Annotated in this window: 23 protein-coding genes; 6 read left to right on the top strand and 17 right to left on the bottom strand. The window is 68.2% G+C overall.

All coding sequences use genetic code 11. The features are described from left to right. The first annotated feature begins 16 nt into the window (after positions 1-16). The 3 genes from ON33_RS36130 (at position 17) to ON33_RS36125 (ending at position 2,377) form a co-directional block, all read left to right on the top strand. Complete coding sequence (locus ON33_RS36130; protein ID WP_040863642.1) at positions 17-1,162, top strand: acyl-CoA dehydrogenase family protein; 1,146 nt, start codon at positions 17-19, stop codon at positions 1,160-1,162. Between the two features lie 101 nt (positions 1,163-1,263). Then, positions 1,264-1,416: a hypothetical protein gene (locus ON33_RS42470; protein WP_085996899.1), complete on the top strand. Its 153-nt coding sequence runs from the start codon at positions 1,264-1,266 to the stop codon at positions 1,414-1,416. Between the two features lie 43 nt (positions 1,417-1,459). Further along, entirely contained in the window at positions 1,460-2,377 is a 918-nt protein-coding gene (locus ON33_RS36125; protein WP_040863641.1) for a 2-hydroxyacid dehydrogenase, read from the top strand. A gap of 23 nt (positions 2,378-2,400) precedes the next feature. Here ON33_RS36125 and ON33_RS38915 read toward each other — a convergent pair whose 3' ends face one another. From ON33_RS38915 to ON33_RS36090, 7 genes are all read right to left on the bottom strand, one after another. Continuing rightward, positions 2,401-2,994 (bottom strand): Rv1733c family protein, encoded by a 594-nt coding sequence (locus ON33_RS38915; RefSeq protein ID WP_444543770.1) that lies wholly within the window; start codon positions 2,992-2,994, stop codon positions 2,401-2,403. Between the two features lie 172 nt (positions 2,995-3,166). After that, positions 3,167-3,865 carry a dihydrodipicolinate reductase C-terminal domain-containing protein gene (locus ON33_RS36115; protein WP_040863640.1) on the bottom strand — a complete coding sequence of 233 codons (699 nt, stop codon included), beginning with the start codon at positions 3,863-3,865 and terminating at the stop codon, positions 3,167-3,169. Next, positions 3,862-5,337 carry an MFS transporter gene (locus ON33_RS36110; RefSeq protein ID WP_051153394.1) on the bottom strand — a complete coding sequence of 492 codons (1,476 nt, stop codon included), beginning with the start codon at positions 5,335-5,337 and terminating at the stop codon, positions 3,862-3,864. The genes ON33_RS36115 and ON33_RS36110 overlap by 4 nt, the downstream gene beginning before the upstream one ends. 18 nt (positions 5,338-5,355) lie before the next feature. Then, positions 5,356-6,333 carry an NADPH:quinone oxidoreductase family protein gene (locus ON33_RS36105; protein ID WP_040863639.1) on the bottom strand — a complete coding sequence of 326 codons (978 nt, stop codon included), beginning with the start codon at positions 6,331-6,333 and terminating at the stop codon, positions 5,356-5,358. 41 nt (positions 6,334-6,374) lie between these two features. Next, a complete protein-coding gene (locus ON33_RS36100; RefSeq protein WP_040863638.1) occupies positions 6,375-7,451 on the bottom strand; it encodes a CaiB/BaiF CoA transferase family protein in 1,077 nt (358 codons plus the stop codon). Positions 7,452-7,473: 22 nt separating this feature from the next. Beyond that, positions 7,474-8,562, bottom strand: coding sequence for an acyl-CoA dehydrogenase family protein (locus tag ON33_RS36095; RefSeq protein WP_157184923.1), 1,089 nt, complete (start codon positions 8,560-8,562; stop codon positions 7,474-7,476). Positions 8,563-8,597: 35 nt separating this feature from the next. Beyond that, positions 8,598-9,725, bottom strand: coding sequence for an acyl-CoA dehydrogenase family protein (locus ON33_RS36090; RefSeq protein WP_218001566.1), 1,128 nt, complete (start codon positions 9,723-9,725; stop codon positions 8,598-8,600). A 296-nt stretch (positions 9,726-10,021) separates the two neighbouring features. On the opposite strand from ON33_RS36090, the gene ON33_RS36085 reads away from it, so the two are divergent. Next, positions 10,022-11,977, top strand: coding sequence for a GMC family oxidoreductase N-terminal domain-containing protein (locus ON33_RS36085; protein WP_040863732.1), 1,956 nt, complete (start codon positions 10,022-10,024; stop codon positions 11,975-11,977). 4 nt (positions 11,978-11,981) lie between these two features. On the opposite strand, the gene ON33_RS38910 is transcribed toward ON33_RS36085, so the two are convergent. Further along, positions 11,982-13,214 carry a PucR family transcriptional regulator gene (locus ON33_RS38910; RefSeq protein ID WP_157184922.1) on the bottom strand — a complete coding sequence of 411 codons (1,233 nt, stop codon included), beginning with the start codon at positions 13,212-13,214 and terminating at the stop codon, positions 11,982-11,984. 256 nt (positions 13,215-13,470) lie between these two features. Between ON33_RS38910 and ON33_RS36075 the strand changes: the two genes are divergently transcribed. Then, positions 13,471-15,057, top strand: a complete 1,587-nt coding sequence (locus tag ON33_RS36075; protein ID WP_083869566.1) for an aldehyde dehydrogenase family protein — start codon at positions 13,471-13,473, stop codon at positions 15,055-15,057. A 136-nt stretch (positions 15,058-15,193) separates the two neighbouring features. On the opposite strand, the gene ON33_RS36070 is transcribed toward ON33_RS36075, so the two are convergent. From ON33_RS36070 to ON33_RS36040, 7 genes are read right to left on the bottom strand one after another with little or no spacing between them, the layout of a single operon-like run. Beyond that, on the bottom strand, positions 15,194-16,327 hold the full coding sequence (locus tag ON33_RS36070; RefSeq protein WP_051153390.1) for an LLM class flavin-dependent oxidoreductase: 1,134 nt from the start codon (positions 16,325-16,327) through the stop codon (positions 15,194-15,196). 12 nt (positions 16,328-16,339) lie between these two features. Further along, complete coding sequence (locus tag ON33_RS36065) at positions 16,340-17,449, bottom strand: acyl-CoA dehydrogenase family protein (RefSeq protein WP_051153389.1); 1,110 nt, start codon at positions 17,447-17,449, stop codon at positions 16,340-16,342. Between the two features lie 4 nt (positions 17,450-17,453). Next, a complete protein-coding gene (locus ON33_RS36060) occupies positions 17,454-18,779 on the bottom strand; it encodes a nitroreductase family protein (RefSeq protein ID WP_040863637.1) in 1,326 nt (441 codons plus the stop codon). Beyond that, positions 18,776-19,540 carry a class II aldolase/adducin family protein gene (locus ON33_RS36055; protein WP_051153388.1) on the bottom strand — a complete coding sequence of 255 codons (765 nt, stop codon included), beginning with the start codon at positions 19,538-19,540 and terminating at the stop codon, positions 18,776-18,778. Before ON33_RS36055 ends, ON33_RS36060 begins: the two co-directional genes overlap by 4 nt. Beyond that, positions 19,533-19,787, bottom strand: coding sequence for an acyl carrier protein (locus ON33_RS36050; protein ID WP_040863636.1), 255 nt, complete (start codon positions 19,785-19,787; stop codon positions 19,533-19,535). The genes ON33_RS36055 and ON33_RS36050 overlap by 8 nt, the downstream gene beginning before the upstream one ends. After that, positions 19,777-21,189 (bottom strand): class I adenylate-forming enzyme family protein, encoded by a 1,413-nt coding sequence (locus ON33_RS36045; RefSeq protein WP_040863635.1) that lies wholly within the window; start codon positions 21,187-21,189, stop codon positions 19,777-19,779. Before ON33_RS36045 ends, ON33_RS36050 begins: the two co-directional genes overlap by 11 nt. Before the next feature lie 9 nt (positions 21,190-21,198). Beyond that, positions 21,199-22,089, bottom strand: coding sequence for an alpha/beta fold hydrolase (locus tag ON33_RS36040; RefSeq protein ID WP_051153387.1), 891 nt, complete (start codon positions 22,087-22,089; stop codon positions 21,199-21,201). Positions 22,090-22,787: 698 nt separating this feature from the next. On the opposite strand from ON33_RS36040, the gene ON33_RS36030 reads away from it, so the two are divergent. Further along, a complete protein-coding gene (locus tag ON33_RS36030) occupies positions 22,788-23,213 on the top strand; it encodes an SRPBCC family protein (protein WP_040863633.1) in 426 nt (141 codons plus the stop codon). Positions 23,214-23,294: 81 nt separating this feature from the next. On the opposite strand, the gene ON33_RS36025 is transcribed toward ON33_RS36030, so the two are convergent. After that, a complete protein-coding gene (locus ON33_RS36025; protein WP_040863632.1) occupies positions 23,295-24,851 on the bottom strand; it encodes a multicopper oxidase family protein in 1,557 nt (518 codons plus the stop codon). Positions 24,852-24,947: 96 nt separating this feature from the next. Further along, complete coding sequence (locus ON33_RS36020) at positions 24,948-25,358, bottom strand: DUF6153 family protein (protein WP_245551143.1); 411 nt, start codon at positions 25,356-25,358, stop codon at positions 24,948-24,950. Positions 25,359-25,538 lie beyond the last annotated feature (180 nt).

Here is a 25,538-nt window from a genome sequence, read left to right as displayed (position 1 = left end):
ATTTGGGAGAACGACGATGTCCGCCTACCGCTCCAGCTGGCTCGATGACGACCTCGACGCACTACGGGAGCTGGCCCGTTCCTTCTGCGAGAAGGAATTGGCGCCCCACGCCGAACGGTTCGCCGAGCAGCATCAGGTCGACCGTGAGGTGTGGACCAAGGCCGGCGAGCTGGGCCTGCTGTGCATGTCGATCCCCGAGATCTACGGCGGCGGGGGCGGCACCTTCGCGCACGAGGCCGTGGTCATCGAAGAGCAGGCTCGATGCGGCGACTCGTCCTGGGGAGCGAGCCTGCACAGCGGGATCGTCGCGCACTATCTGCTGGCCTACGGCACCGAGGAGCAGAAGCAGCGGTGGCTGCCGAAGATGGCCAGCGGAGAAGTGGTCGGCGCCATCGCGATGACCGAACCGGGCACCGGATCGGATCTGCAGAACGTCAAGACCCGCGCGCTGCGCGAGGGCGACGAGTACGTGATCAACGGCGCGAAGACCTTCATCACCAATGGCCAGCAGGCCGGTCTGATCATCGTCGTGGCCAAGACCGACACCGCGGCGAAAGCGCAAGGCATTTCGCTGATCCTGGTCGAAGCCGACCGCCCCGGATTCCGTCGTGGCCGGGCGCTGAACAAGATCGGCCAGAAGGGTCAGGACACCTCCGAACTGTTCTTCGAGGATGTCCGGGTGCCGGTGAGCAATCTGCTCGGCCCGCAGGAGGGGCAGGGGTTCATTCAGCTGATGCAGCAGCTGCCGCAGGAACGGCTGATCATCGCGGTGAGCGGGGTGGCCGGGATGGAGTCGGCGCTCGAGCAGACCATCGCCTACACCAAGGACCGGCAGGCCTTCGGGAAGCCGATCTTCGCGTTCCAGAACACCAAGTTCACCCTCGCCGAGGTGGCCACCGAGACCCGCGTCGCCCGCGTGTTCGTCGACGACTGCCTCACCCGGCATCTGAAGGGCGAGTTGGACATTCAGACCGTCGCCATGGCCAAGTGGTGGGTCAGCGACCGCGCGATGGCCGTGGCGGACGAGTGTCTGCAACTGTTCGGCGGATACGGGTACATGACCGAATACCCGATCTCACGCATGTGGGTCGATGCCCGGGTCCAGAAGATCTACGCTGGCACCAACGAGATCATGAAGGAGATCATCGCCCGGACCCTGTGACCGGACAACAGGTTTCGGGGGTTTGAGCTCCGGATGAACGGGCATAGCCTCCTATATCCGACTGCCGCCGAACAGGACTCCGGTCCGCAGAGGACGATCGAATGCTCGCCGTGCTCGGCCTCGCGTTGCTCGACGCGGGCTGGCTCATCGCCACCCCGGCGCTCACCGCCGTCGGGATCATCGTGCTGACCGTGGCCCTGATCCGCTGGCTGCTGGGCGCGCCCGCCCGGTACCTCGCCCATCCCCGATACTGACCGCGACCGACCGGGTTCCGCCCGGTCGGCTAGCGTCGCTGACATGACGGTGACGGTGCTGGTGCCCGACGATCATGGTTTCGCGGCGGTCTCCCGGCTCGAGGGGGCGCGGCCGCTGCGCTACACCCTCGGCGAGCCGCTGCCCGCGGGGGCGGACGAGGCGGAGGTGCTGGTGCCCGCGTTCCTGGCGAGCCGGTCGGACAGTATGGCGCTGGCGCGGTCGCTGCCGAAGCTGCGGCTGGTGCAGCTGCTGACCGCGGGGGCCGAGGCATGGGTGGGCGTGCTGCCGGATCAGGTGCGGATCTCGACCGGCCGGGGTGCGCACGGCGCGAGCACCGCGGAGTGGACGATCACCGGATTGCTCACCATGTACCGGGAATTCATCGAATTCTCGGTCGCCCAGCGCGAGCATCGCTGGATCCAGCACCGCACGGATACCTTGCACGGCAAGCGAATCCTGATCATCGGCGCGGGTGATCTGGGGACGGAGTTGCAGCGCATGCTGCTACCCTTCGACACCACCGTCGAGCTGGTCGGCACGACGGCCAGGGAGGGCGTGCACGGCGTCGCCGAAATTCCTGATCTACTCCCGCATTTCGACGCCGTCGTGCTCATGGTCCCGGTCACCTCGGCCACCATCGGCATGGTCGACGCCTCCTTCCTGGCCCGTATGCCCGACCGCGCGATTCTCGTCAATGCCGCCCGCGGCCCGGTGGTGCGCACCGACGACCTGCTCGCCGAACTGCAATCCGGCCGGCTGCGCGCCATTCTCGATGTCACCGACCCCGAACCGCTGCCCGCGGACCACCCGCTGTGGGACGCGCCCGGCCTACTGCTGACCCCGCACGTCGGCGGCAGCAGCAGCGGAAACCTGCAGCGCGGCTGGGCCATCGCGACCGCGGAGATCGCGCGCTATCTGGCGGGTGAGCCGCCACAGAATCTGGTCGTCGGCGAATACTGAACCGGCGCAGCCGATCCCACTCCCTACAGGGTGTCCTTGCCGATCGGCCGATTGATGCCGCGCCACTCGCGCTCCCACCGCGAATACCGCCGGGCGTCGAACACCGTGCCCGTGAACCACACGGTCGCGGCGGCCGCACACCAGGTTTCGACCAGGACCGCGAGCCCGGTCCCGATCCCTTCGGCGGCCGCGGCTCCCGGTCGCGCGGGCGCCAGCGTCGGCTGCCCGTTCTTGATCCACATTGTCACCGTGGCCCCGGCGACCTGCGGTCCGGGCACGTCCACGGTGGCGGTCTCGGTCTTGCCGTCGCTGCTCCACTGCACCGGCGCCTGATAACGCACCTGCGTGCCCGCGTAATGATCCGATTCCGGCACGCGCACGGCGTCCGCGGTCTCGGTAGCCGTCACCCGGACCTTCCCCGCGTCCTGCGCCGCGATCCGATCCTGCGCTCCGGTATAGCTGACGCTCCCCACAGCCCCCGCCATCGGCACCGCCGCGGCCATGACCACCACGGCCACCGCCCGCAACAAGACTTCGGCCCGATCCGAGACACGCAGTAGCGGATTCGGGTTCCACGGCCGCACCCGCCAGAGCCGAGTCGGCAACGAAGGACGCATCGACACCTGGACCGCCTCTCTCCACGCGTCGTCGTACGGACTACATCGGTAGCTGTACCCCATTCGATACGCCACCAACCAGCCGAACGTCAAGGTCAGCGCGTCGTGGCCGCTTCACGCGGCCGCCGGATTCGAATGGGATCGAGTTCCGGCGGCCGGCCGTGTGGCGTGCTCAGACGTGCGAACTGCGAAGGTGGGCAGCCAGTTGCGCGTAGAGCTGGTCGGCGGTGTACCAGCCGGGTGAGAGGGTGGTCAGACGGGCGGCCAGGCGGAGGGCGCCTTCCGCTGCGGGGTGGAGGTCGCGGACGGAGTGGGTCAGTTCGAGTGTTTCGGACTGACCGGTGAACAACAGCCGGTGATCGCTGACCGGCAGGCCGTATCGCTCGGAAATGACCATCCCGGCGCCACCGGCCTGTTCGAGCAGGAGGCGGGCGGTCGCGGAGGGGGCGTCCTGTTTCGTAGCGGGGTGTCGGTCGATCACGGTGGTCTCGACGTCGTAGCCGATGGCGGCGGCGAGGTGGGCGGCCGTGGCCGCGGCGCGGGCTTGAATCCAGTGCAGCGGACTGAGATTCGCCGCCATGGCCACCGGGATCCGCTCGCTCGCCCGGCGCAGCTCGCGCAGTTCTCGCTCGGGCGGGTTCGACACGCAGTACAGCAACGCGCTGCCGTTGGCGTCGCAATAGTCGAGCGTGTCCGGCAGTGCGGAGGCCCGGCTGGCGTCGATGACGACCTCGGGACGACCATCACCGATCCGCCAGCCCGCTGTGGACGCGGTGGTCACGATCGGTGTCGACGTGCGCCGGCACGTCTCGGCTATCGCGGAGCCGAGGCGGCCGGTGACGCCGACGATGCCGATGCCTCCGCTGATCAAGCGATGGCTCCGGGAGTGCCGGATACCAGTTCGCTCGCGCGAGCACGGATCAGCACCGCCATGACGATGGTCGTTACCGCGAATATCGCTGCGCCGCAATAGAAGACGACACTGTAGCTGTGGATGGCCGCCTGCTCGGCGAGATGATCGGCGTTCGGGTGGTCACCGGCATACCGCCGGGCGGCCTGCACCGCGACCGTTGCCAGCAGTGAGGTGCCGATCGAGCCACCGACCTGCTGCGACGCGTTGATGAGGCCACTGGCGACGCCGGTGTCCTCGGGCGCGACCCGATACAGGGCGGTGGCCTGTACCGCCACGTATATCGGCCCCATGCCGAGCGCGATCACCGCCAGCGGCAGCCCGACCGTCCAGTAGCCGGCTCCGGGATGGATCTGTGCGAGCAGCAGGTAGCCCGCACAGCCGATGGCGCCGCCGCAGACCATGACCGGTCGCGGCCCGAATCGCGGAATCGCCTGTCCGGCAATCCCGGCGGACACGGCCAGCCCGATCGGGAACGGCAGGAACGCGAGACCGGCCTGCATGGGCGAATAGCCCAGCGCCTGCTGGAAGAAGTAGCTCACGAACAGGAACATGGCGTACATCGCGATCGGCAAGGTCAGCATGGTCAGATACGAACCGCCCCTGGTGCTTTCGGCGGGGATCCGCAGGGGCAGCAGCGGCGCGGCGACCCGGTGCTCGACCACGATGAACATCACCAGCAGGAAGGCGCCTGCGGCGAGCAGCGACACGGTGCCGCGATCGGACCAGCCCCAGTCGGCGGCTCTACTGAATCCGTATACCAGGATCGACAATCCGACCGTGGCGAGGACCGCGCCCAGCACGTCGTAGCCGTCCCGGCGCGGTTGAGCGGGATCGGGCCGGACGAATGCCAGGGCCCCGGCTACTCCGATCAATGCGACCGGGGTGTTGATGAGCATGCACCAGCGCCACGACGCATGCTCGGTGAGCATGCCGCCGACGAGCAGACCGAGGACCGCGCCCGCGCCCGCCACGCTGCCGAACACCGAGAAGGCTTTGGCCCTCTCCTTCGGCTCGGTGAAGGTGACCGATAGCAGTGACAGCGCGGCCGGCGCCATCAACGCGGCGCATGCCCCTTGCAGACCGCGGGCGAGGAACAGTTGAAAACCGGTGTGCGCCATGCCTGCCAGCGCGGACGCCACGGCGAAGCCCAGCAGCCCGGCGATGAAGACTCGGCGTCTGCCGAGATAGTCGGCAAGGCGACCGCCGAGCAGCAGCGTGCCGCCCAGCAGCAGCGTGTACGCGGTGATCGCCCACTGCTTGTCGTGATCCCGGATGTGCAGATCACTCTGCGCGAGCGGCAGCGAGATGGTGACGATGGTGGAGTCGACGCTGACGATGAGTTCTGCCAGAACCATGACCAGCAAGGCCCACCAGCGGCGATCACTGCCGGAAGCGGTCGTGGTCCGGACCGAATCCTGTTCGAGCTTCATATTTCCCCGATTCCGGTCTCAGGCGGCCGACGCGGCGAGCAGCACGACGGCCTTGCCGGTGACATTGCGGCCTTCGATGCTCGACGCCGCCCGCGCCACCGCGTGGGCGGCGTAGACGGTGACCGCCGGCGGCGCGATGGCGCCGCTCGCGTACAACGGCTCCAGCTGTTTCCACTGCTCCTGGACGAGCCCCTGCGAGCTCATCAAGCTGCCGCCCCAGGTGACGCCCACGACGTCGAGGTTGTTGAGCAGCAGGCGATTCACCTTCACCTCGGGGATGTCGCCGGCGGTGAATCCGATGACCAGGTACCGTCCGCCCGACGCCAGCAGCCGCAGGCTGTCCAGCATCCGCCGGCCGCCCACCGGATCCAGCACGACGTCCACGCGCCCGCCGGCGGCACGGACGGCGTCGGGCCACTCCGTCTCCAGGACAACGATATCCGCGCCCGCCTCGAGCGCGAACTGCCGCTTCGCCTCGGTGCTCACCACGCCGATGACCCGCCCCGCGCCGAGCGCCTTGGCCATCCGGACAGCGGACGAGCCGACGCCGCCGGCCGCGCCGTGCACCAGGACGGTCTCCCCGGTGGCGAGCCGGCCGCGCAGGACGAGCGCGAAATGCACGGTGAGATCGTTGAACAGCAGCCCCGCGCCCGCGGTCAGCGGGATCGAATCCGGCAGCGGCACCACGAATTCGGCCGGCAGGCTGACCGTCTCGGCCCAGCTTCCGCCGGTAATGGAGACCGCGGCGACCGCCTGGCCGGGCCGCAGGCCGCTCTCGGGCGGCGCGTGGCGGACGACGCCGGACAGCTCGCTGCCGGCGATGAACGGCAGCTGTGGCTTGTACTGGTAGAGGTTCCGCGAGATCAGCAACTCGGGGTAGGCGATCCCGCCGCCGTGGACATCGATGACGACCCGTCCCGCCGGGTCGGGCTCCGGTGCGTCGATGACCTCGAAAGATTCGGGTCCGTTGAAGGCGTTCAGTGCGATTGCCCGCATGCTCGTTCGTCCTCGTTCCGTGAAGGCTGTGAAATCGGTTGTCACCAGGAAAGTTCCGACACCGGCGTCGGCTGCCGCCGTGGCGGTGTCGGCGTACCGGTCGATGTCCGTGAGAATCGCGGCGCCACCGCTGCCTGCGGCACTCCGTCGACGGACACGAACGAGGCCCGCTTGGCCAGATGCTCGTCCTCGAGCGCCTCGGTCCAGGTCAGCACCGGGCTCACGCAGGCATCGAGTCCGTCGAAGACCTCGACCCATTCCGCCCGGGTCTTCCCGGCGAAGGCCCGCTCCAACGCCTCGTGCAGCACCGGCCACCGCGCCGCGTCCAATTGCGGTGGCAGATCAGCGTCCGCGAGTCCGAGTCGGTCGAGCAGCAGGGCGAAGAAGTGGGGCTCGAGCGCACCGACCGCCATGTACTGTCCGTCGGCCGTCCGATAGCTGCGATAGAACGGTGCGGCGCCGTCGAGCAGATTCGAGCCGCGCCGGTCGCCGAGCATTCCGGCGTTGCGCAGCGACCAGGCGTACTGCGACAGCGATGTCAGACCGTCAACGACGGCGGCGTCCACCACCTGTCCCATCCCGGACCGGGCGCGCTCGAAAAGCGCTGCCAGAATCCCGATTACGGCATAGAGGGACCCACCCGCGTAGTCCGCCAGCAGGTTCAGCGGCGGCAGCGGCGGACGGTCGGGCGCGCCGATCGCGTGCAACAGCCCGGTGGCCGCCAGGAAGTTGATGTCGTGGCCGGCCTGCTGCGCTCGGGGGCCGTCCTGCCCCCAGCCGGTGACGCGCGCGTAGATCAGGCCGGGATTCGAGGCCAGGCACACCTCCGGTCCGATCCCGAGCTTCTCGCACACCCCGGGCCGATAGCCCTCGATGAGGACATCGGCCGCACCGATGAGGCGCCGCAACGATTCCGGGTCGTTCTTGATGTCCAGGTCGATGACCGTGCGGCCGCGCAGCACCAGGTCGTCCTCCTCGGCGGGCAGCGCGAGCGCACCCGGACGGCGCACCCGGACGACCTCGGCGCCGAGGTCGCCCAGCACCATGGCGGCGTGCGGGCTCGGACCGAGCCCACCCAGCTCGAGGACCTTCAATCCGGTCAGGGGACCCATTCGCATTCTCTTTCTTCGGCTTTCGATGTCACGACTGGTCCGGGAGCGTGATCCCGGCCAGCAGCGCCGCGCGTTCGCGCACGGCGCTGACGCCGCCGAGGTAGGCGGCCGTGGTGCGGGCCCGCTTGAGCAGCAGCCCGGGTAGGTAGTCCCAGCGCAGGCCGCGGGCGCCGTGCAACTGCACGCTCTCCTCGGCGGCCAGGACGGCGGTGCGGGAGCAGAGGGCGAAGGCCGTGCAGGCCGCGAGTTCGGCGTCGTCGGCCCGGGCGAGCGCCCGGTCGACGGCTTGGTGCGCGGCGGCGCGGGCGAGGGTCGCCCGCACCCAGATTTCCGCGACCCGGTGTTGCAGACTCGGCAGGCTGCCCAGGACCTGCCCGAATTGCCGGCGGTTGTTCAGATGCTCGACGGTGGTGGCCAGCGCGCGCTGCGCGGTGCCGACCTGTTGGGCGGCGAGCGCGGCAAGCGCCATGGTCAGGGTCGCCCGGATGGCCGGCGTGGCGTCGTACGACAGCAGCCGTCCCCGCACCCCGTCGATGGTGATCGCGGACAGTCTCCGGGATATGTCCAGCGTGGTCAGCTGGGTGGTGTCGACGCCCGGTCCGCCGGCATCCACCAGGTAGAGGGAGCCTTCGGCCGGAACCAGCAGGCACTGGGCGGACTGGGCGTCCACCACGTACTCGACCGTCCCGTGCAGCCTGCCTGACCGCACGGTGAAGCCCGAATCAGCTGTGCGCCAGAGAACTTCGGTGATGGGTACCGCCAAGGCCACGGTGTGACCGTCGCCGAGCGTCCGATCCGCGGTCACCCGGCAGCCGAGTTCGCCCAGCAGCCGCCGACCGAGAAGATGGTGTCCCAGTATGGGAACCGGGGCCAGGGAAGCGCCGCAGGCTTCGAGCATCGCGGCTACTTCCCCGGCAGCGGCATCCGCGAAGTAAGGCTCCAGATCGCGTGCGACGAGCGGCCCCCACAGCTCTTCATCCACGCCCGACGGCGATTCCATTGTTTCGAGAAGTCGGGGGAGGTATTCCGGTACAGCCAGTTTCGCGAAAACCTCGGTGAGGGAATCCGCGGTATCGACCGGTCGGCTGACAATTGCGGCGGCCACGCCACTCGTCATGATCAACTCCAAACAGGATCGAAAAGCACTGTCAGCTACTTGGGCATGCCGAGCACGCGCTGCGCGATGGTGTTCAACAAGACTTCCGACGTTCCGCCCTCGATCGAATAACCGCGTGACCTGAGATAGCGGTAGGCGGCCGGTCGGGAATCCTCGGCATCGAGATCGGGCCGCCGGAATTTCCAATCGTCGTAACGCAAGCCGAGGGGTCCGAGCATTTCCATTTCGATACTGGCGATACGCTGCCAGGAGCGGGAGACGGCGATCTTCGCGGCGATGCCGCTCAATCCCATACCACCCGCGGCCAGCTCGCGCTGCGCGGAACGCACCGCCAAGCGCGCGGCCTGGGACTCGATCCACAGATCGACCACATCGTCGAAGATCGCCCGTCTCCGGTATCCCGCATCCGACTTCCACAGTTCGACGAGATGGGTCGCGGTCCCCGCGCCATCACTGTCCGCGATGACGCCGATGGTCGCGCGGTCACTGGAGAGCGTGTGCTGCACGACCCGCCATCCCGCGCCCACCTCGCCCAGACGGTGACCGTCCGGGATCACGGCGCGATCGAAAGTCACACGGTTGAATTCGGCCTGGCCGGTAACCTGGCGAATCGGCTCGATGTGCACGCCGGGTGCGGTCACATCGCACACGAAGCACGTCAGCCCGGACCGATCGCTCGCCTCGACATCGGTGCGGGCCAGCAGCAATCCCCAGCTGGCCGTGTGTGCCAGCGAAGTCCACACCTTCTCGCCGGTGATCTCCCAGTGATCGCCGACCCGCTCGGCGCGCGTCTGCACTCCGGCGAGATCGGATCCGGCACCGAGCTCGCTCAGGAGTTCACACCACAGTTCGGCACCGGACCATATGGCCCGCAACCAGGCTCGCGCGTTCGCGGCTCCGGCGAATCGGACGAGGGTGGGCGAGACCATCCCGACCCCGATCATGTGCTGCCGGCCCGATCGGGGCGGCACGCCGGCCGCGGCCAACCGCTCGTCCACCTCGTGCTGCAGCGACTCCGGAAGTTCGAGACCGCCGAGCCCGCGCGGGTGGTGCACCCAGGCCAGTCCGGCATCGAACTGGGCCTCGAGGAATTCTTGTCCCGGCGTCGATTCCGGCGGTACCCGGGTAATCAGATCGTCGATCAAACTATTCAATTCACGCACGAAACAACCTATTGGACGCAGGTGATTCATCGGTCGCCGTGGAAGCTATCCGAGAATCCGACGCCGCCCCATGGCCGTCTCGCCCAATCCGTGGCGGCGCACCTTGTGCCAGATATCCAGAAACCGAGGCCGAGCCGAACAAGCCCGCCCCCGAACGGGATCGGTGTGTTGACTAACGACTTGTGTCCGTGAGAACTTTCATCGGCCGGAAGCACCGGCGATCCCCTGGATTCGAATCGCTCGCCCGCGAATGCCGCCGGCGATATCCAGACCTCCACCCGCACAAAGAGGTGCCCATGCAACCGACCTCCCATCAGCGATATGTGCTGGGACTCATCTGCGATGCGTTCACGCCGGGTGACGGCGCGCAGCTACCGAGCGCATCCGACATGGATGCGCCCGACACGGTCGTGCGATTGCTCGCCCGCAATCCCAGCACGGCCGAACAGCGCACCTTCCTTCGGCTGCTCGACATCTGGGACACCCGCGCCTTCTCCATGCTGACCGGCAACGGCCCACGGCGCTTCTCGGACTCGACACAGCAGGAGCGGGAACGGCTTCTGCTGAGGCTGGCCGAATCACGGTTCGAACCGGTCCGCGGTGTCTTCCAAGCGCTGAAGACCGCTGCCCTGACCGGCTACTACGCCGCACCGAATCCCGCTGGGCAGCACCCGTATTGGGAGTCGATCGGATTCCCGCCCGCTCCCGGCCCGCGGCCGGACGCGCCCGCGCCGAGGCTGGTTCCGCTGCGCCCCGCGCGCGACACGGATTTCGACTGCGACGTGGTGGTCGTCGGCTCCGGCGCGGGCGGCGGCGTCGCCGCCGGCGTCCTCGCGGAGGCCGGGCTGGATGTGATGGTCGTCGAGCGCGGCGAGTACTACGACGACGCGGACTTCGGCCGGCCCGAGATCGACGGTCTGCTGAACCTGTACGCCCCGGGCCCGGCGCGGACGGCCGAAGGGCAACTGGCGCTCGTCGCCGGAACCTGCGTGGGCGGCGGGACCGTCGTCAATTGGTCGACCTCGCTGCGCACGCCCGACGATGTGCGCACGGAATGGGCCGGGCTGGGCGCCACCCAGTTCGCCTCGGCGGAATACTCGCGGGCGCTGGATCTCGTCTCGGCCCGGATCGGGGTGAACGTCGACCATTCGCCGCCGTCCGCCCGCGACACCGTCCTCGAGCGCGGACTCCGGGCCCTCGGCTGGCATGTCGATGAGCTGCCTCGCAATGTCCGGCACTGCGACGCCGGAATCGAGTGCGGCAGATGCGGTTTGGGCTGCCGTCTCGGCGCCAAGCAGTCGGTGGTCAAGACCTGGCTCGACGATGCCGCGCAGGCCGGCGCGCGATTGCTGACCGGAACCGAGGTCCGCGAGATCGAGCTCCGACACGGCCACGCGACCGGCGTCACCGGGATCACGAACGGCGGACACCGAATTCGGATCCGCGCCCGCGCGGTGGTGGCCGCGGCCGGCGCCGTGCAGACCCCGGCGCTGCTGCGGCGGTCGGGCCTGCGGAACGAGAACATCGGCAGGTACCTGCGATTGCACCCCGCCACCGCCGTTTTCGGGGTATTCGGCGAGGAGATCAGGGGGTGGGAGGGCGGGATGCAGACCCGCTATTCCGCCGAGCACCGCGACCTGGACGGGGCCGGATACGGGGTGATCTACGAAACCGGGCCCATGACACCGGCCATGACGGTGGGTTTCACCCGCTGGACCGGCAGCGCCGCGCATCGCGCGATCATGTCGCGGTTCGCGCATTCGGTCCCGGTCGGCATCATCACCCGCGATCGCGATCACGGCACGGTCGGTGTCGACCGGAAGGGTAATCCCGTTGTCCGATACCGGCTTTCCGCGCACGACACTGCCCACGTCAGGGCCGGCATCGAGGGCGCGACCCGGATTCTCGAGGCGGCGGGCGCCCGGCAGATCTTCACCGGGCACCAGAACTCGACCACCTACGACCCGCTGCGGCCCGAAACCCGGGCCGCTTTCCTCGAAGACACTCATCGGACGGGCTACGCACCGGGTCGGTGCGCGATGGGAGCGCTGCACATCATGGGGTCGGCCCGGATGGGCGGTTCCCCGGACTCCTCGGCCACCGACCCCGACGGCGCGACCTGGGACGTGCCGAACGTCGTCGTGGCGGACGGTTCCTGTTTCCCGACCGCGTCGGGCGTCAATCCGATGGTGTCCATCGAGGCCATCGCTCATATGAACGCCACCCGATTGGCCGGTCGACTCGGCAGGTAGGGGGCTACTTGTCACTCTCCAGCGCGATGCCGCGGGTTCCGAGCGTCTCCGAACATTTCAGCGCGACTTCGAGTTTGAGCCGCCGGCTCTCGATGGAATGTCCGAGCAGCTGTTCGATGCGCTCCAGGCGGTACCGAATCGTATTGCGGTGCACGCCCAGTTCGCGGGCGGTCGATTCGATGCTGCACATGGATTCGAGATAGCAGCCCAGCGTCTCGCGCAGGCGGACCGAGTTCGCGTCGCTTCCGCAGATCCGCGCGAGTTCGCGTTCGACGAAGGCCCCCATGGCCGCGTCGTCCTGGCTGATCAGGTGCTCCAGCTCGACGGAGTCGTAGAACACCACGTGTCCTGGCCTGGCCGCCCGGCGCAGCATCCGCTGCGCCGCCAGCGCTTCGAGATGACTGCGCCGGAAACCCGCGGTTCCGGCGGCCGGCAGGCCGAAGGCCACACGTACCGGGCTCCCGGCGATCACCGCCGACGTCTCGATCCCGGGCCAGCGGGCGGTACGGGCCCACCCCCAGACCGTGCGATCACCGCCCGGGACCGTGCACACGCCACGCGAGTCGAGTTGCGCCGCTATCTGTCTGGCGCTCCGCTCCAGACTCATCGGCTCGTCGCCGTCGTCCTGCCAGAGGATGAAGGCGAGATGTGAGTCGTCGAGCCGGTATCCCAGGCGCATGTCGGCCACGCCCGGATCGACCCGGGCTCCGGCAATGAGGGCCCGGACCGTCTGACGGCGCCGGGCCACGCTGCTGGGCTGGTCCAGCCGCTGCTCGGAAGCGAAAGTGCCGGTGAGATTCTCGACCGCCACACCCGCCCAGTCCGTCACCCGGGCGGCCAGGTGCATGGACAGCTCGGCGGTGGTGGCGATGTCCAGCCCGGCGGATCGGACGTGTTCGGAGAACGTCCGGATCATGGCCTGCTGACCGGACCGGTAGACCCGCAGCAGCACTGTCAGGTCGAGGTCGCTGCGAGCGATCGACTCGGCGAGGGCGTGGGCTTCATCGGGCAACTCGTGGGGCGTGACGGCGGTGACGAGGGTCGGCAGCATGGTCCGGCCCAGTGCGGCCGAACTCACGTGCAGCCGGGAGCGCAGCTTGTGGGTATCGAGTTCGGGCACATCCCGCAGGATATGGAGGTCGGTGTAGTCGACCATCGCTTCTAGGCGGGTTCCCTCCAGCAGCTCGGAGATCAGGCGATGCAGCCACGCTTCTGCGGTCTGGCTTACAACGGACACGTTCGGCAACCCCCAGGGTGAGACGACTACCCAGAGTATGTGACGGCACCCGCCATCACACCATGGAATTCGATCGAAATTCGGCGCCGGTCTCGGCGGCGCGCCGACCTTGCCGATCGGATCGTCTGCACAAATCGCCGAGCCCGCGTTCGTCGGATTCGTCCAGTCCCGATCGCCCGTTCCCGTGCCACCATCCGGATCGGCGCGGCGATCGTCGCCGGGCCGATCGTTCGGACCGCCGCGTACAGGAGCAGACGTGACGAATACTCAAGCCGCGCCGCAGAACTCGCACGAGAGCAGCCTCAGCTCCGGCCAGCGAGACTCGGACAGCATCATCGAGGTACGGAACCCCGCCACCGGGGAGGTCGCCGGCACCGTGGCGATCGCCTCGGCCGAGCAGGTCGGCGCGACGGCCGACGCATTGCGGCGCGCGCAGCCGGAGTGGGAGGCCATCGGGGCGGATGGCCGCCGCAAATGGCTACTGGCACTTCAGGACTGGGTGCTCGACCACGCCGAGGAGTTGGCGGATGCCATTCAATCCGAGTCCGCCAAACCCCGCATCGACGCCCGCGTCGAGATCGCCTTCGCGGTCGACCAGCTCGGCTACTGGGCCCGCCACGCGGGCAAGTTCCTCGCCGACCAGCATCCGGCGCCGCATACGCCGCTCATGCGCGTCAAGCGCCTGACCACGGTGTACCAGCCGTATCCGGTGGTCGGTGTGATCACCCCGTGGAACTTTCCGCTCGGTATGGGCATCGCGGATCTGGTGCCCGCGCTCGCCGCCGGTGCGGCGGTGCTGCACAAGCCCTCCGAGGTCACCCCGCTGACGCCGCTGGTGCTGGAGCGCGGCTGGGCCGAGATCGGCGCGCCGCCGGTGTTCGCGGTGGTGTCCGGCCGCGGTGACACCGGCCGGGCGGTCATCGACAATGTCGACTACGTGCAGTTCACCGGTTCCGTGCCGACCGGGCAGAAGATCGGTGTGGCGTGTGCCGAGCGGATGCTGCCCTACAGCCTCGAACTCGGCGGCAAGGATCCCGCCATCGTGCTCGCCGACGCCGATCTCGACCGGGCCGCGTACGGAATCGCCTACGGCGCCTTGGTCAATGCCGGCCAGCTGTGCATCTCCATCGAGCGGGTCTACGTGGAGGCCGCCGTCTACGACGCCTTCGTCGACAAGCTCGTCGCGCACGTGAAGGAACTGCGGCTGGGCCAGGATGACCGCGACTGCCGATTCGATGTCGGCGCGCTCGCCAACGAAACTCAGCTCGGAATCGTGGAACGCCATGTGAACGAGGCGATTTCGGCGGGAGCCAAGGCGCTCACCGGCGGCCGGGCCACCGGTGTCGGCACCTTCTTCGAGCCCACCGTTCTGGTGGACGTCGACCACACCATGTCCTGCATCACCGAGGAGACCTTCGGACCTACCATTCCGGTGATGAAGGTCGCCGGCGAGGCCGAGGCCATCGCGCTGGCCAATGACTCCGTCTTCGGATTGTCTGCCACGGTCTGGACCCGCGATCGGGCCCGGGCTCAGCGCATCGCTCGCCGGCTGAATGTGGGCGCGGTCAATATCAACGACTCGGTGATCAACCTGTTCAACTTCACCATCCCGCACGGCGGCTGGGGGAAGTCCGGCACCGGGTACCGCTGGGGCGGCGCCAACGGAGTGCGCAAGTACTGCCGTCAGAAGGCCATCACCGCCCCGGCGCTGCCCACCCAGAAGAAGGAACTTCTCTGGTTCCCGTACTCCCCCGGCAACTTCGGGATCATGGAGTCCGCCATGCGCGCCCTGTCCGCACGGGGTCTGCGCCGCTTCGGTCTCGGCGGAGCCGGCAAGAGCTGACGCCGGATTCGGCGTCGAAGGCTGCGGGCCCGCGCGGCCCGCGGTCGCCTGTGCGGTGATACACAGGCGATTTCCGGGTCGCCGTCGTCGGGTGAGTAGTTTCTTGGCGGAATCCCCTCCACCCGATGGCGGCGACTCAGGCGACCGGAGTCGCGGCCATCGCGGCCCGTACCTCCGCCCGCCGCCCGGCCTGCGCCCGGGCGGTCCGCTGGGCCTGGTCCACGCCGGCATGGGCGCCGCGCAGCGCGGGGACGACCTCCCGGGCGAATGCGGTGAGGCTCTGTCGCACCGCGGGTTTCGGCAACCAGCCCGGGACGAAGACCGTGACATTGTCCAGCCCGCCCAGCCGGTCGGCGAGACTCCGCAGCTGCGCGGCACAGTCGTCCGGCGGTCCGACGATGTAGCTTCCAGTGTCGATCAGCCATTCCAGCGCGGCGCGATTCGTGGCCTCCGACTTGGGAATCGGCATGCCCAGGGTGTCCCGGTACATGCCCAGCCGCTGATCCAGCCAGCCCGGCAGGACCTCGGCGACACCCGCCGCGCGCGAATCCGAGACGTGGACGAAGACGCTGAGCCGGATCGGCCGGGGCGAGCGTGCACGCCAGGTAGCGACTCGATCGGCGAGGGCGCCGACCGGGTCGTTGTCCCCGCCCGCCCGGACCACGCCCCAGGGCTGGGCGAGGTGCACGAGCGGGGCCGCGTCCACACCGGTCAGTTCGGTTATCGCGGCGTCACCGAGTGAGGACGCGCAGACCAGCTCGACCGGGTCGCGATACGGCCGCAACTGCAGATGCGCCTCGGCGGCGGTGAACCACGGCGTCCGGACGTCCACCAGCTCCCCGCGCAACAGCGCGGCGACGGTGTCCAGGGCGGCGGAGAAATGCGCTCTGGCGGTGAGCGGATCGACTCCGAGCATCTCGAAATCCTGAACCAGCGCGCCCGGCCCGCAGCCCAGCATCGTCCGGCCGCGGCTGAGGTGATCGAGCAGCAGGGCACGCTGCGCCACCTGCAGCGGGTGATGCAGCGGGAGCGGAACGACCCCGGTTCCCAGCCGGATTCGCCGGGTCTCCCGGGCGATCGCGGCGAGCAGCAGGTCGGGTGAGCTCAGGGTGGCCCATCCGCCCGAGTGATGTTCACCGATCCAGAGTTCGTCGAATCCGAGTTCTTCGGCGAGCAGGCACAATTCGATGTCGTCGTGCAGTGCGTGCCAGGGATCCGCGGCGGGGTGGTGGAACGGCGGGAGGAAACAACCGAACGAGGTTGGCAGCATGGGCGATTCGTCCTAACCCAGGTGAGACATGATGGCGAGTTTCTGAATTTCCGGTGTGCCCTGCACGATTTCGAGCAGGTGCGCTTCCGCCGACCACCGCAGCACCGCCTCGCGCTCGTCGAAGGTGCGCGAGGCCAGCGTGCGGATGGCCAGGTCGGTGGCTTGCCGGGCCGCGGCCGCGGCCTTCAATTTCGCTTGCGCGGCCAGCAGTTCGGCGGCACGGTCCCGGTGCTGGACGGCGTCGCACGCTTCCCGCAACAGGGCCCGCGCGGCCGCGATCTCGGTGCTGGCTTCCGCGATCGGGAAGGCGATGCCCTGGAAGTCCGCGATGGGGCGGCCGAACTGCTCGTGCGTGTTGCCGTACTCCAACGCCCGTTCCAGCGCCGCACGTGCGAGCCCGAGCGCACAGGCGGCCACGCCGAGGCGGCCCTGGCCGAACAGCTGGGATCCGGCGACCATGCCCCGGTTGATCCGGCCGACCACCGAGTCCGGTGACAGCACCACCGAGTCGAAGTCGATGTCGCCGGACGGAAGGCTGGACGCACCGGCGGTTTTCGGGCGCGGGGTGATGGTGACGCCGGGGTTGCCGGTTTCGACCAGGAAGCAGGTGATGCCACCCAGCCCGCCCTTTCCGGTTCTGGCGTAGACGAACAGGATGTCGGCGATCTGCGCGTGCCCGATCCACTGTTTGGTGCCGGTCAGGACGAATCCTTCGGGCACCCGCTGCGCGGTGGTCGTCATGGCCGCCAGATCCGATCCGGCGCGCTCCTCGTTGAAGCAGTTCGCGGCGATCACCGTCCCGGCCTTCATGGCGTCGAGATAGCGCTCCCGCTGGGCCGGGGTGCCGCCGGCGGCCAGGCCGCAGGTGGCCAGCACCTGGTAGTGGATGGACTCCCCCAGACCGACCCAGTGCCGGCAGATCCGCGCGATGCGATCGCAGAAGCGCCAGCGATCGCCCGGGTGAGGATCGGGTGAGACCACGAGATCTGCCAGGCCGGTGCCCAGCAGTCCGCGGAACAGCTCACCGGGGTGTTCGCCCGCACGTTCGTACGTGGCAACCGATTCCGCTGTAAGCGTGGACAATACGGCGTCGATACGGTCGTCGGCAGGATCGGTGTGCATCCTGTCACTCCCTTTCCGGTCCGGTGTCGTTCTTGGTGTCCCGTGCGGAAGGGCCGCCGAACGCGATGGCCATCACGGGCAGCATCGACTGGTCGAAGAGGGACGCGAGGGCAGGGTCGTCGAAACCGCCGACGATGGTGTGCGCCGAGCCGGTCGCGGTGGCGATCAGGCCGACGCCCGAGGCCAGGACCCCGCAGTGCAGCAGTTCGGGGCGGAAGTTCGCCGGGCGCTCGGATCCCCCTGCGCGGGGAAGGCCGACGATCAGGAACAGATCCGAGTCCGCCAGCAGCGGCTGGTTTCCGAACAAGCGAGTGATCGCTTCGGAATCGGCATCGAGCAGTCGGGTCATCGAGCGGTCTTCCAGCCCGGCGGGCAGCAGCCGTTGATCGCGGACCAGGTAGCCCAGGCGCAGGCCGGGCGCTCCCGGCCAGGCGGAGATCAGGGTCGCCACGTTTTCGCGCAGAGCCGCGAATCGGTCCGGGTCCACGAACCCACGCCGGAATCCCCGCGCGGACCTGCGCGCCCAGAGCAGTTCGATGGTTTCGCCCGCAGCACACGGGAACCGGCTGATCAGTGTCACCGCGCCGCTCGGCGAGCCGGGTGAGCGCAGCGTTCGATCGAGCCGGATACTGCGTTCCAGCTCGGCGGCCATGCGTGGAGCGCTCTCCAGTGGGATGCGCGGTTCTCGCGTGCCCGGCGACCGCACCGCGAGCCCGCCGGATCCGGCGAGGCAATCGAAAACGACTGCGCCGACGACGATTTCACACTCGGGTAGCTCGAGCATCGTTCCAATGCGATCCGAAAGGTATTGCGGCAGTGCGGATATCTCGAATTCCGTGGCACTGGCGACCGCCGCGAGATTTCCCATCACGACCCCGGCGTCCAACAGGCAGTAGCGGTAGCCGCGATAGCCGTAGCGCTGCACCGTCCGCCAGAGTGTGCTGGTCAGCACCAGTGCGGCCCGGCCGGGCACCAGCCCGCACTGTGCGGCCAGCGCATCGGCGTCGGCGGGGAACTCCCGGAATCGGCCGACCCGGAAGTCGTAGCCGAGTACCGTCCAGCCGCTCGAACACCATGCCACGCACAGCACTTCGGTCGGGTAGAGCCCGCCCGCCGAGGGCGCGTGGCGGCGCAGCCGGCCACCCTCCACCGCGCGGTATCCGTAGGCGGCTTCCAGCACCGCCTGCACCTGGCACAATCCGGCTTCGCGGTCGTGATCGAGGAGGGGTCCGCGCACGCACACCGAACCGATTTCCTTGAAGCGCGGGCGGACTCGTGACGTGGAGGCGGTGAGGTGCTGGCGCGCGAGGACCTGTTCGAGCCGGATCATCCGGCGTCCGCCGGATCGTCCCAGCTCGCGACTTCGGGCATGGTCACGCGGATCTCCCGCACGCAATAGTCCCAGTAGCTCTTGACCGCGGTATCGCTGTAGATGAAGGCGCGTTTGGCTTCGATGTCGGCTGGGGAGGAGTGCGAGAACGGCACTCCCGCGGCCATCGCGCGCAGTTGGAGGTCACAGGCGCGTTCCAGCAGCTGTGCGGCCACCACGGCATGCCGCAGGGTGCGCCCCGCGATGACTCCGCCGTGATTGCGCAGCAACACCGCGTCGTTGCCGCCGAGTTCGGCGGCTACGGCGGCGCCGGTCTCGAAGTCCAGAATGGTGTTGCTGGTCAGGGTGAATCGCGGACAGCGCTGGACGAACGGGGCGGCGTCGTGCGACACCGCCCGCAGTTCGGCCTCCAGGGCCCCGAACACGAGCGTGTTCGGGGCGTGGCTGTGCACGATCGCGCCCACATCCGGACGGGCCGCGTAGATCGCCTGATGCAATGGCAGTTCCGGTGGCGCCATGGGATCGGCCGGCCGCTCGTGGTCGACATCGGCGAAGATCATGTCCCCGGGCCTGGCCTCACTGAAGCCGCACAGTGCGCTCTTGATGAGAAACCGGCTCGAGCGCGGCAGCCGGGCCGAGATCTGGCCCTGGTTGAAATCGTCGTGTCCCGCGGCCGAGAGACGGCGGCTGCCGAGCGCCAGGTTTCGCGCGAGGGTCCGTTCAGCGGGCGTGCACGGCTGACGATCGACCGGCTCAGGCATGGGCGCCGAGCAGTCCGACCAGGTGATCGCGCATGGCGTGCAAATCACTGAGGATCGTCTCGTCCACATTGTCGTCCCATTCGATGCCGAACGCGTCCTCGATGGCGACGAGGATGCGCAGATGCGTCAGGGAGCTCAACCCGAGATCTCGCAGCGACCCCGGACCGAAGCCGATCTGCGCGGGCTCGACCTGGCCCTCCTCGGCAACGATCGCGATCAGGCTCTCCAGTACTTCCTCAGGCGTCATGTGTGGCCATCCCTTTCATGCTCAGACGGCCGGCCAGCACCTTGCCGGCCGACGATCGTGGCAGCGCGGGCCGAATCGACCAGTGCTGCGGAATCTTGAACTGGGCGAGTGTCTTCCGGCAGTGATCGACGAGCTCCTGCCGCGAGGCCGTCGCCGATTCGACATAGGCGCACAGGACCGGACCGGACTCCGTGTCCTCACCACGCACCAGCACCTCGGTCACCGCCGGGTGGGCGCGCAGTACCAGTGCGACTTCGCCAGGGTCGATCTTGCGGCCGGCCAGGTTCACGATCTGGTCCACGCGACCGGCGACGAACAGGTCACCGTCGACCAGGTAGCCGTTGTCCTGGGTACGGAAGAAGCCGTCGGCGTCGATGCGCTCGGCGAATTCCGGTTGCCGATCGTCCAGGTAGCGCAGGGCCATCGAGCGTGTACGGACCCGCAGTCGCGCCGGATGCGCCTGCGTCCCCTCGGCTTCGATCTCGACGCCCGGCAGCGCGCGGCCCAGTGAGGCGTCGACGCGGCCGTTGTTGAAGGTCACCGGGCCGACCTCGGCCAGCCCGTAGTAGTTGCAGATCCCGGTTCCCTGCGTATCGAGCCACTGCTCGGCGGTGTCGGGCCGCAATCTGGCTGCTGAGCTCACCGCGAGTCGAATCGTGCGGAATCGGACCGGGTTTCGGGCCATCAGGGATTCGTAGACGAAAGGGAACGCCACCAGCACAGTGGGCGACAGGGAGGCGATGGCGTTGGACAAAGAGGACGGAATCATCCTGACCTTCGGCAATACCAAACGCGCTCCCGCCTGAAATACCGGCAGCAGTGAGGTATTGAAGGCCAGACCGTTGTTCAGGGAGGCCAGGCACACGACGGTGTCCGCGTCGGTGAGGCCGGCGGCGCTGCGCCAGGCCTCGCCCGAGTTGAGCATCGCGTCGATCGGAAAGCCGAGACACCGGGGCGTTCCAGAGCTTCCGGAGGTGAATCGGCCGAATCGTACTCCGCTCAGGTCGGCGGTGTCCGCGGACGGTGATACCCGGTCGACGCCGCGCGCCTCGCCGTTGTCGAAAGTGCGCCGGTCGGCGGTGGCGTCGGCGCTGACCAGGGCCGACGCGCCTGTGCACCGGATGATTTCGGAGACCTCGTGGTCGCTCCAGGCCCGGTCGCCGATCATCGGCACCAACCCCGAGACCAGGGCTCCGAGAATCAGGACCACGTCGTCGACGGAGTTCCCGGGCAGCAGTAGGCATGGTCCCCGCGGGATCTCGCGGCGCAACCATGCCGCGGCGGCACTCACCGCGGGAGGCAGCTGCTCGTAGGTGCAGCTCTGGTCGCCGCCGTCGGACAGCGCAATCCGAGCACCGTGTTTCTCCGCCGCGCGCTGCAGCAGATCACTGATCGGATCCATGGAAGGCGTTCAGTCTCGGATCGACTCGACGAATCGGGCGATCGTCGCCTCGAATTCGGCTGTCGTCTCGAAGAATACGGCGTGCCCCGCCGTGGGAATCGTTTCCACGCGCGCATCCGGAATAAGTTCGGCGAGCTCGCGCAGCATCGGCGGAGTGGCCTGGAAATCGTGTTCACCCGCCGCCAGCAATACCGGGCACCGCAGTTCGCGCAGGCGGGCGGGATCGTCGTCCACGGTCAGCGCGGCACTCAAGTTGGCGATGAGCTGCTCGTGCCGGCAGTGCGTCATATACCGCTCTTTCAGCGCGAGATAGGCCGCGCTGCCACCGTATTCGGTGGTGTAGTGCGAATAGATGAGCGGATAGACGATGTCGTACAGATAGGTGAATCCCACTTCGGTGAGCCCGGTCCGCCAGGATTGCATGAGCCTCTTACGGCGACGACCCCCGACCGCGTTGAACACCGGCCCGAACAAGGCCAGACCCCCGACCATCTCGGGGTAACGCAGCGCGAACTCCCTGGCCAGCAGGGTGGAGTCCGAAGTCGCGACCAGGATCGGACGTTCGACCCCGAGCTCGGTGATCAGTGTCCGCAAGTCCTCGAGATGCGAGTCGTACGAAACCTCTTCGTACGCGGTAGATTCCCCCTGATTACGCAGATCGTAGGCCACCACCCGATACTGCTTCGCCAACTCCGCGCTGAAATTCTTCCACAGCGGCGCAACAATGAAGTAGTTGTTCAGAAACACCAGGTCCCGCCCCGATTCGGCCCCGTACTGCTCGTAGTACAGCACCGCCCCATCAGCCATCTCCAGCCGATTGCCGGACCCATACCCGAAATCCAGCTCATCAACTTTCTCAGCACTCATGATCTCATTCAAAACGATTCCTTGCTTTCCCACATCCAGGTATCCAGACAACCCAGCTGCCACCGAACACTAAGCAAGTTCCCCCCTCACTCCAATGTCCATCCCACCCAACCCCACCCGAACATCCTTGGACGACTTATCCATTCCCACAAGAACATGCAGAACAAATCCCTTTGGCGACAATCGATTCAGGACCGAAGGACCAACGTCAGCGGACCTGGCACAGCGGTGGGCGGTACCGATCGGTGAGCGTATCGTCGCGCTGGGGTATCGAGAACGCCGAAGGGATCGATCGCGGTGGCTTCAACACCTGAGCGTCTACCTGGATTGACGGCTGCGGAGAAAGAGCTGGCGCACTATCTGCTGCGGGCGGTCGATCTGCTGGGGAGGATGAATCCGTCTCGGGAGCCGGGGCGGATTCCTACCAGTTCGTATCGGCATTCGGCGCAGGCTCTCGTAGCCGCGGCGAGGGAGATCAATGCCGCGGTCGAGCGGATGATCGAGCGGGGTGAGGACGAGCTGTTCGCTCCGACTTTGACCCGGGCAATGGTGATGCTCCGCGCCGAGGAGAGGTCGGAGCGGGTCGTGATTCGAAACCGGTTCGGGGACAGCGGGAGTTGACCGTGACCGTGGCGAGTCGAAACCTGCTGCCGAGCAGCCATTTTCAGATCATGCCGGGATCAGCCCGTGGTCGCCGAGCCCACCGTCAGCCTGACCGCTAAGGTTCGGGAATGCCGGACAAGATTCTCCGTAACGCGTTCACCGTCCCCGCGCCCGTGGAAGCGGTCTATGAGCATCTGATTCGGCCCGAGAACTACATCGGCCTGTCGCCGCTGGTCGTGGCCGTCGAGGACGTGCGGGACGACTCCTACGTGGCGGTCGAACGGTTCCGGCTCCTCGGCCTGAAATACGACAACCGCATCCGAGTGTCCCTTCTCGGGGCGCCCGGCAAGGCCGTCTGGGGTGAGGTCGACAGCCCTGGTGGGGTGCACATGGCCTACCGCTTCGACCTCACCACCACCCCGCAAGGGACCCACATCGAAGACGAACTCCGCCTCCGGACCCCCTTCGGCCTCATGGCCTTCGCCTCCGGCCAGGCCCGCAAGGTCCAACTGGCACGCGCCACAGTCCTGGCCGACCGACTCAGCAAGGCCTGATCGGTCCGTTCCGGACCGAGTACTGGCGGGCAACGCCGGCCCCTGCCCCGCCGCTACGGCGGCGCAGGGGCCGGGACACGGTCAACGCACGTAGGAGAGGATGCTCATCATTCCCGCTTCGCCGTGGTAGGCGTTGTGGCAGTGCAGCATCCACTGGCCGGGGTTGTCGGCGTCGAAGTCGACTTCGACTGTTTGCATGGGCAGCACGATCGACGTGTCCTTACGGGGGCCGGATCCGGCTCGGTTGACGAGCTGGAAGGTGTGGCCGTGCAGGTGCATGGGGTGGAACATCATGGTCTGGTTGCGGAAGCGCAAGCGGATCCGCTGGCCCTGGGTCACATCGAGCGCGGTGTGGTCGGGGTAGGCCTTGCCGTTGAGGGTCCAGATGTACTTCCTCATGTCGGAGCCGAGGGTGACGTCGAGGGTCCGGTCGGGCCGCTTCGCTTGCAGGCGAACCGGTTCGGCGGCGGTGAGGCGGTCGGCCGTCAATGGCGCGACGGCGAGTTCGGCCGGTTGCACGTCGACCGGGGGTGGGGTGCCGCCGCCGGTGCGGATGAGCGCGAAGCCGCGGCCGGTCCTGCCTTCTGCGGCGGCGATCAGCGGGAAGGCGCCGTCCGCCAGTTCGACGACGACGTCGTAGCGTTCGCCCATGCCGATGAGCAGGCTCGCTGTCGTGATCGGCTGGACCGGGAAGCCGTCCGTGTGCGTGACCCGCATCTGGTGCCCGCCGAGGGCGATCCGGAACGCGGCGTCCGCGGCGGCATTGATGATCCGCAGCCGCATGCGCTGACCCGGTCGCGCGGTGAAGACGGCGGGGTCGCTGCCCAACCGGCCGTTGATCAGGAAGTACGGGTAGGTGACGTCGCCGGTGTCGGAGCCGAGTGGCGCGTTCGGGTCTGCGGGCGTGGACATTCCGGAGCCCATGGTCATTCCGGCGTGGTTCATGCCCGGCATGCCGCCCATGTTCATGCCCGTCATGCCCTTGTCGCGCAGGGCTTGCAGCTCCTTGTCCGGGTCGCGGCCATTGACGCCGTCGAGCCAATCGTCGAGCACCACAATCGCTTCGGTGTCGTAGTCGCGGCCGTCGGCGGGATCCTCGACGATGAGCGGCGCGTACAGGCCCCGGTCGAGTTGCACCCCGACGTGCGGATGGAAGAAGTAGGTGCCGGGGTCCGGCGCGGTGAACTCGTAGCCGAAGCTGCTTCCGGCCGCGATCGCCGGCTGGGTGACGCCGGGGACGCCGTCCATATCGTTGCGCAGCGCGATACCGTGCCAGTGCACCGTCGCCGGAGCGGGCAGCGCGTTCGTGACCTGGGCGCGTACGACATCGCCTTTGGTGATGCGGATTTCGGGTCCGGGCACCGCGCCCCCGAACGCCCAGGTCGGCACCTGCACGCCACCGAGGTCGACGGTGGTCGGTTCGGCGCGCAGCGTCACGTCGCGGACGGTGGCCCCGGCGGTGCGGCGCGCGGCCTCCGCGACCCGGACGGCGTCGGAGTCGGGCTGCACGAGAGTCGATGCGGCCGTGGTGTTCTTCGTGCACGCGGCCAGTGTCGCGGCCGCCGCGGCGCCCGCTCCGAGCGCTAGGAATCCGCGCCGGTTCAGCGGTAAGGCGAGGGGAAAACGATTGGAGGACATGGCTTTTCCTGGTTCGTCGAATGGGGGGCACGCCGCGCGCCGGCGGCGGCCGGGATCACGAAGTCGGCCGCGACCCGAGAGGGCGCGGCGGACCTGTCAGATCCGCAGAATCGACAGTTCGGCCAGGGTGAGAATGGTCCACGGCGGTGGACGGGCTCGATGGATCCGCCCGGTCTGGGAATGAGGCGGGTGGGCGTCACGCGGCCGGTCTCCGGCCCAGAGCAGCAGGACGAGGCCGATCGCGATCGTCACAGTGGAGAGCACGAAGAACTCGCAGGCGTGGGTGAGCCCGTGGCCGCCGGGGTGGGCGCCGTGCGTCCCGCCGTCGTGTGCCGGCTGCGGACCGGAGGGCATCGCGACCATCGCCGAGGACATCTCGGAACCCGCGGCACCGGAGTGGGCCGAGAACACGCCCGCATGCATGGCGGCGATTCCGACCAGCAGCACCAGCACTCCGAGCAGCCGGACGTATCCGGTCGCTCCCGGTGCAAGGCGCTGATCAGCCACGTCAGCCATCATAGCCCCGCACGGCACATCACCCCCTGGGGGTATCAGCCACGGTTCACGCACACGGTGGCCCGCCGCACGGAACCGACACTTGCATATACCCCCTGTGACGGTCGCGCCGATCGTTGCCGCCTACGCCGACCGTTTCCCGCGCCGGACCTTCCTGACGGCCCCGCACCG

The sequence above is a fragment of the Nocardia niigatensis NBRC 100131 genome (assembly GCF_000308655.1).
GTDB lineage: Bacteria > Actinomycetota > Actinomycetes > Mycobacteriales > Mycobacteriaceae > Nocardia > Nocardia niigatensis.
The sequence above is the reverse complement of the archived record's forward strand: the minus strand, read 5'-3'. Positions and strand labels throughout refer to the sequence as shown.

What these genes read in the sequence shown, in the direction of transcription:
- ON33_RS42470 (WP_085996899.1), top strand. Translation starts at nt 1,264, where the DNA reads ATGCTCGCCGTGCTCGGCCTCGCGTTGCTCGACGCGGGCTGGCTCATC.
- ON33_RS36050 (WP_040863636.1), bottom strand. Translation starts at nt 19,787, where the DNA reads ATGACGCCTGAGGAAGTACTGGAGAGCCTGATCGCGATCGTTGCCGAG.
- ON33_RS36030 (WP_040863633.1), top strand. Translation starts at nt 22,788, where the DNA reads ATGCCGGACAAGATTCTCCGTAACGCGTTCACCGTCCCCGCGCCCGTG.
- ON33_RS36125 (WP_040863641.1), top strand. Translation starts at nt 1,460, where the DNA reads ATGACGGTGACGGTGCTGGTGCCCGACGATCATGGTTTCGCGGCGGTC.
- ON33_RS36070 (WP_051153390.1), bottom strand. Translation starts at nt 16,327, where the DNA reads ATGCTGCCAACCTCGTTCGGTTGTTTCCTCCCGCCGTTCCACCACCCC.
- ON33_RS36085 (WP_040863732.1), top strand. Translation starts at nt 10,022, where the DNA reads ATGCAACCGACCTCCCATCAGCGATATGTGCTGGGACTCATCTGCGAT.
- ON33_RS36100 (WP_040863638.1), bottom strand. Translation starts at nt 7,451, where the DNA reads ATGCGAATGGGTCCCCTGACCGGATTGAAGGTCCTCGAGCTGGGTGGG.
- ON33_RS36105 (WP_040863639.1), bottom strand. Translation starts at nt 6,333, where the DNA reads ATGCGGGCAATCGCACTGAACGCCTTCAACGGACCCGAATCTTTCGAG.
- ON33_RS36130 (WP_040863642.1), top strand. Translation starts at nt 17, where the DNA reads ATGTCCGCCTACCGCTCCAGCTGGCTCGATGACGACCTCGACGCACTA.
- ON33_RS36110 (WP_051153394.1), bottom strand. Translation starts at nt 5,337, where the DNA reads ATGAAGCTCGAACAGGATTCGGTCCGGACCACGACCGCTTCCGGCAGT.
- ON33_RS36060 (WP_040863637.1), bottom strand. Translation starts at nt 18,779, where the DNA reads ATGATCCGGCTCGAACAGGTCCTCGCGCGCCAGCACCTCACCGCCTCC.
- ON33_RS36065 (WP_051153389.1), bottom strand. Translation starts at nt 17,449, where the DNA reads ATGCACACCGATCCTGCCGACGACCGTATCGACGCCGTATTGTCCACG.
- ON33_RS36095 (WP_157184923.1), bottom strand. Translation starts at nt 8,562, where the DNA reads ATGACGAGTGGCGTGGCCGCCGCAATTGTCAGCCGACCGGTCGATACC.
- ON33_RS38915 (WP_444543770.1), bottom strand. Translation starts at nt 2,994, where the DNA reads ATGCGTCCTTCGTTGCCGACTCGGCTCTGGCGGGTGCGGCCGTGGAAC.
- ON33_RS36045 (WP_040863635.1), bottom strand. Translation starts at nt 21,189, where the DNA reads ATGGATCCGATCAGTGATCTGCTGCAGCGCGCGGCGGAGAAACACGGT.
- ON33_RS36025 (WP_040863632.1), bottom strand. Translation starts at nt 24,851, where the DNA reads ATGTCCTCCAATCGTTTTCCCCTCGCCTTACCGCTGAACCGGCGCGGA.
- ON33_RS36055 (WP_051153388.1), bottom strand. Translation starts at nt 19,540, where the DNA reads ATGCCTGAGCCGGTCGATCGTCAGCCGTGCACGCCCGCTGAACGGACC.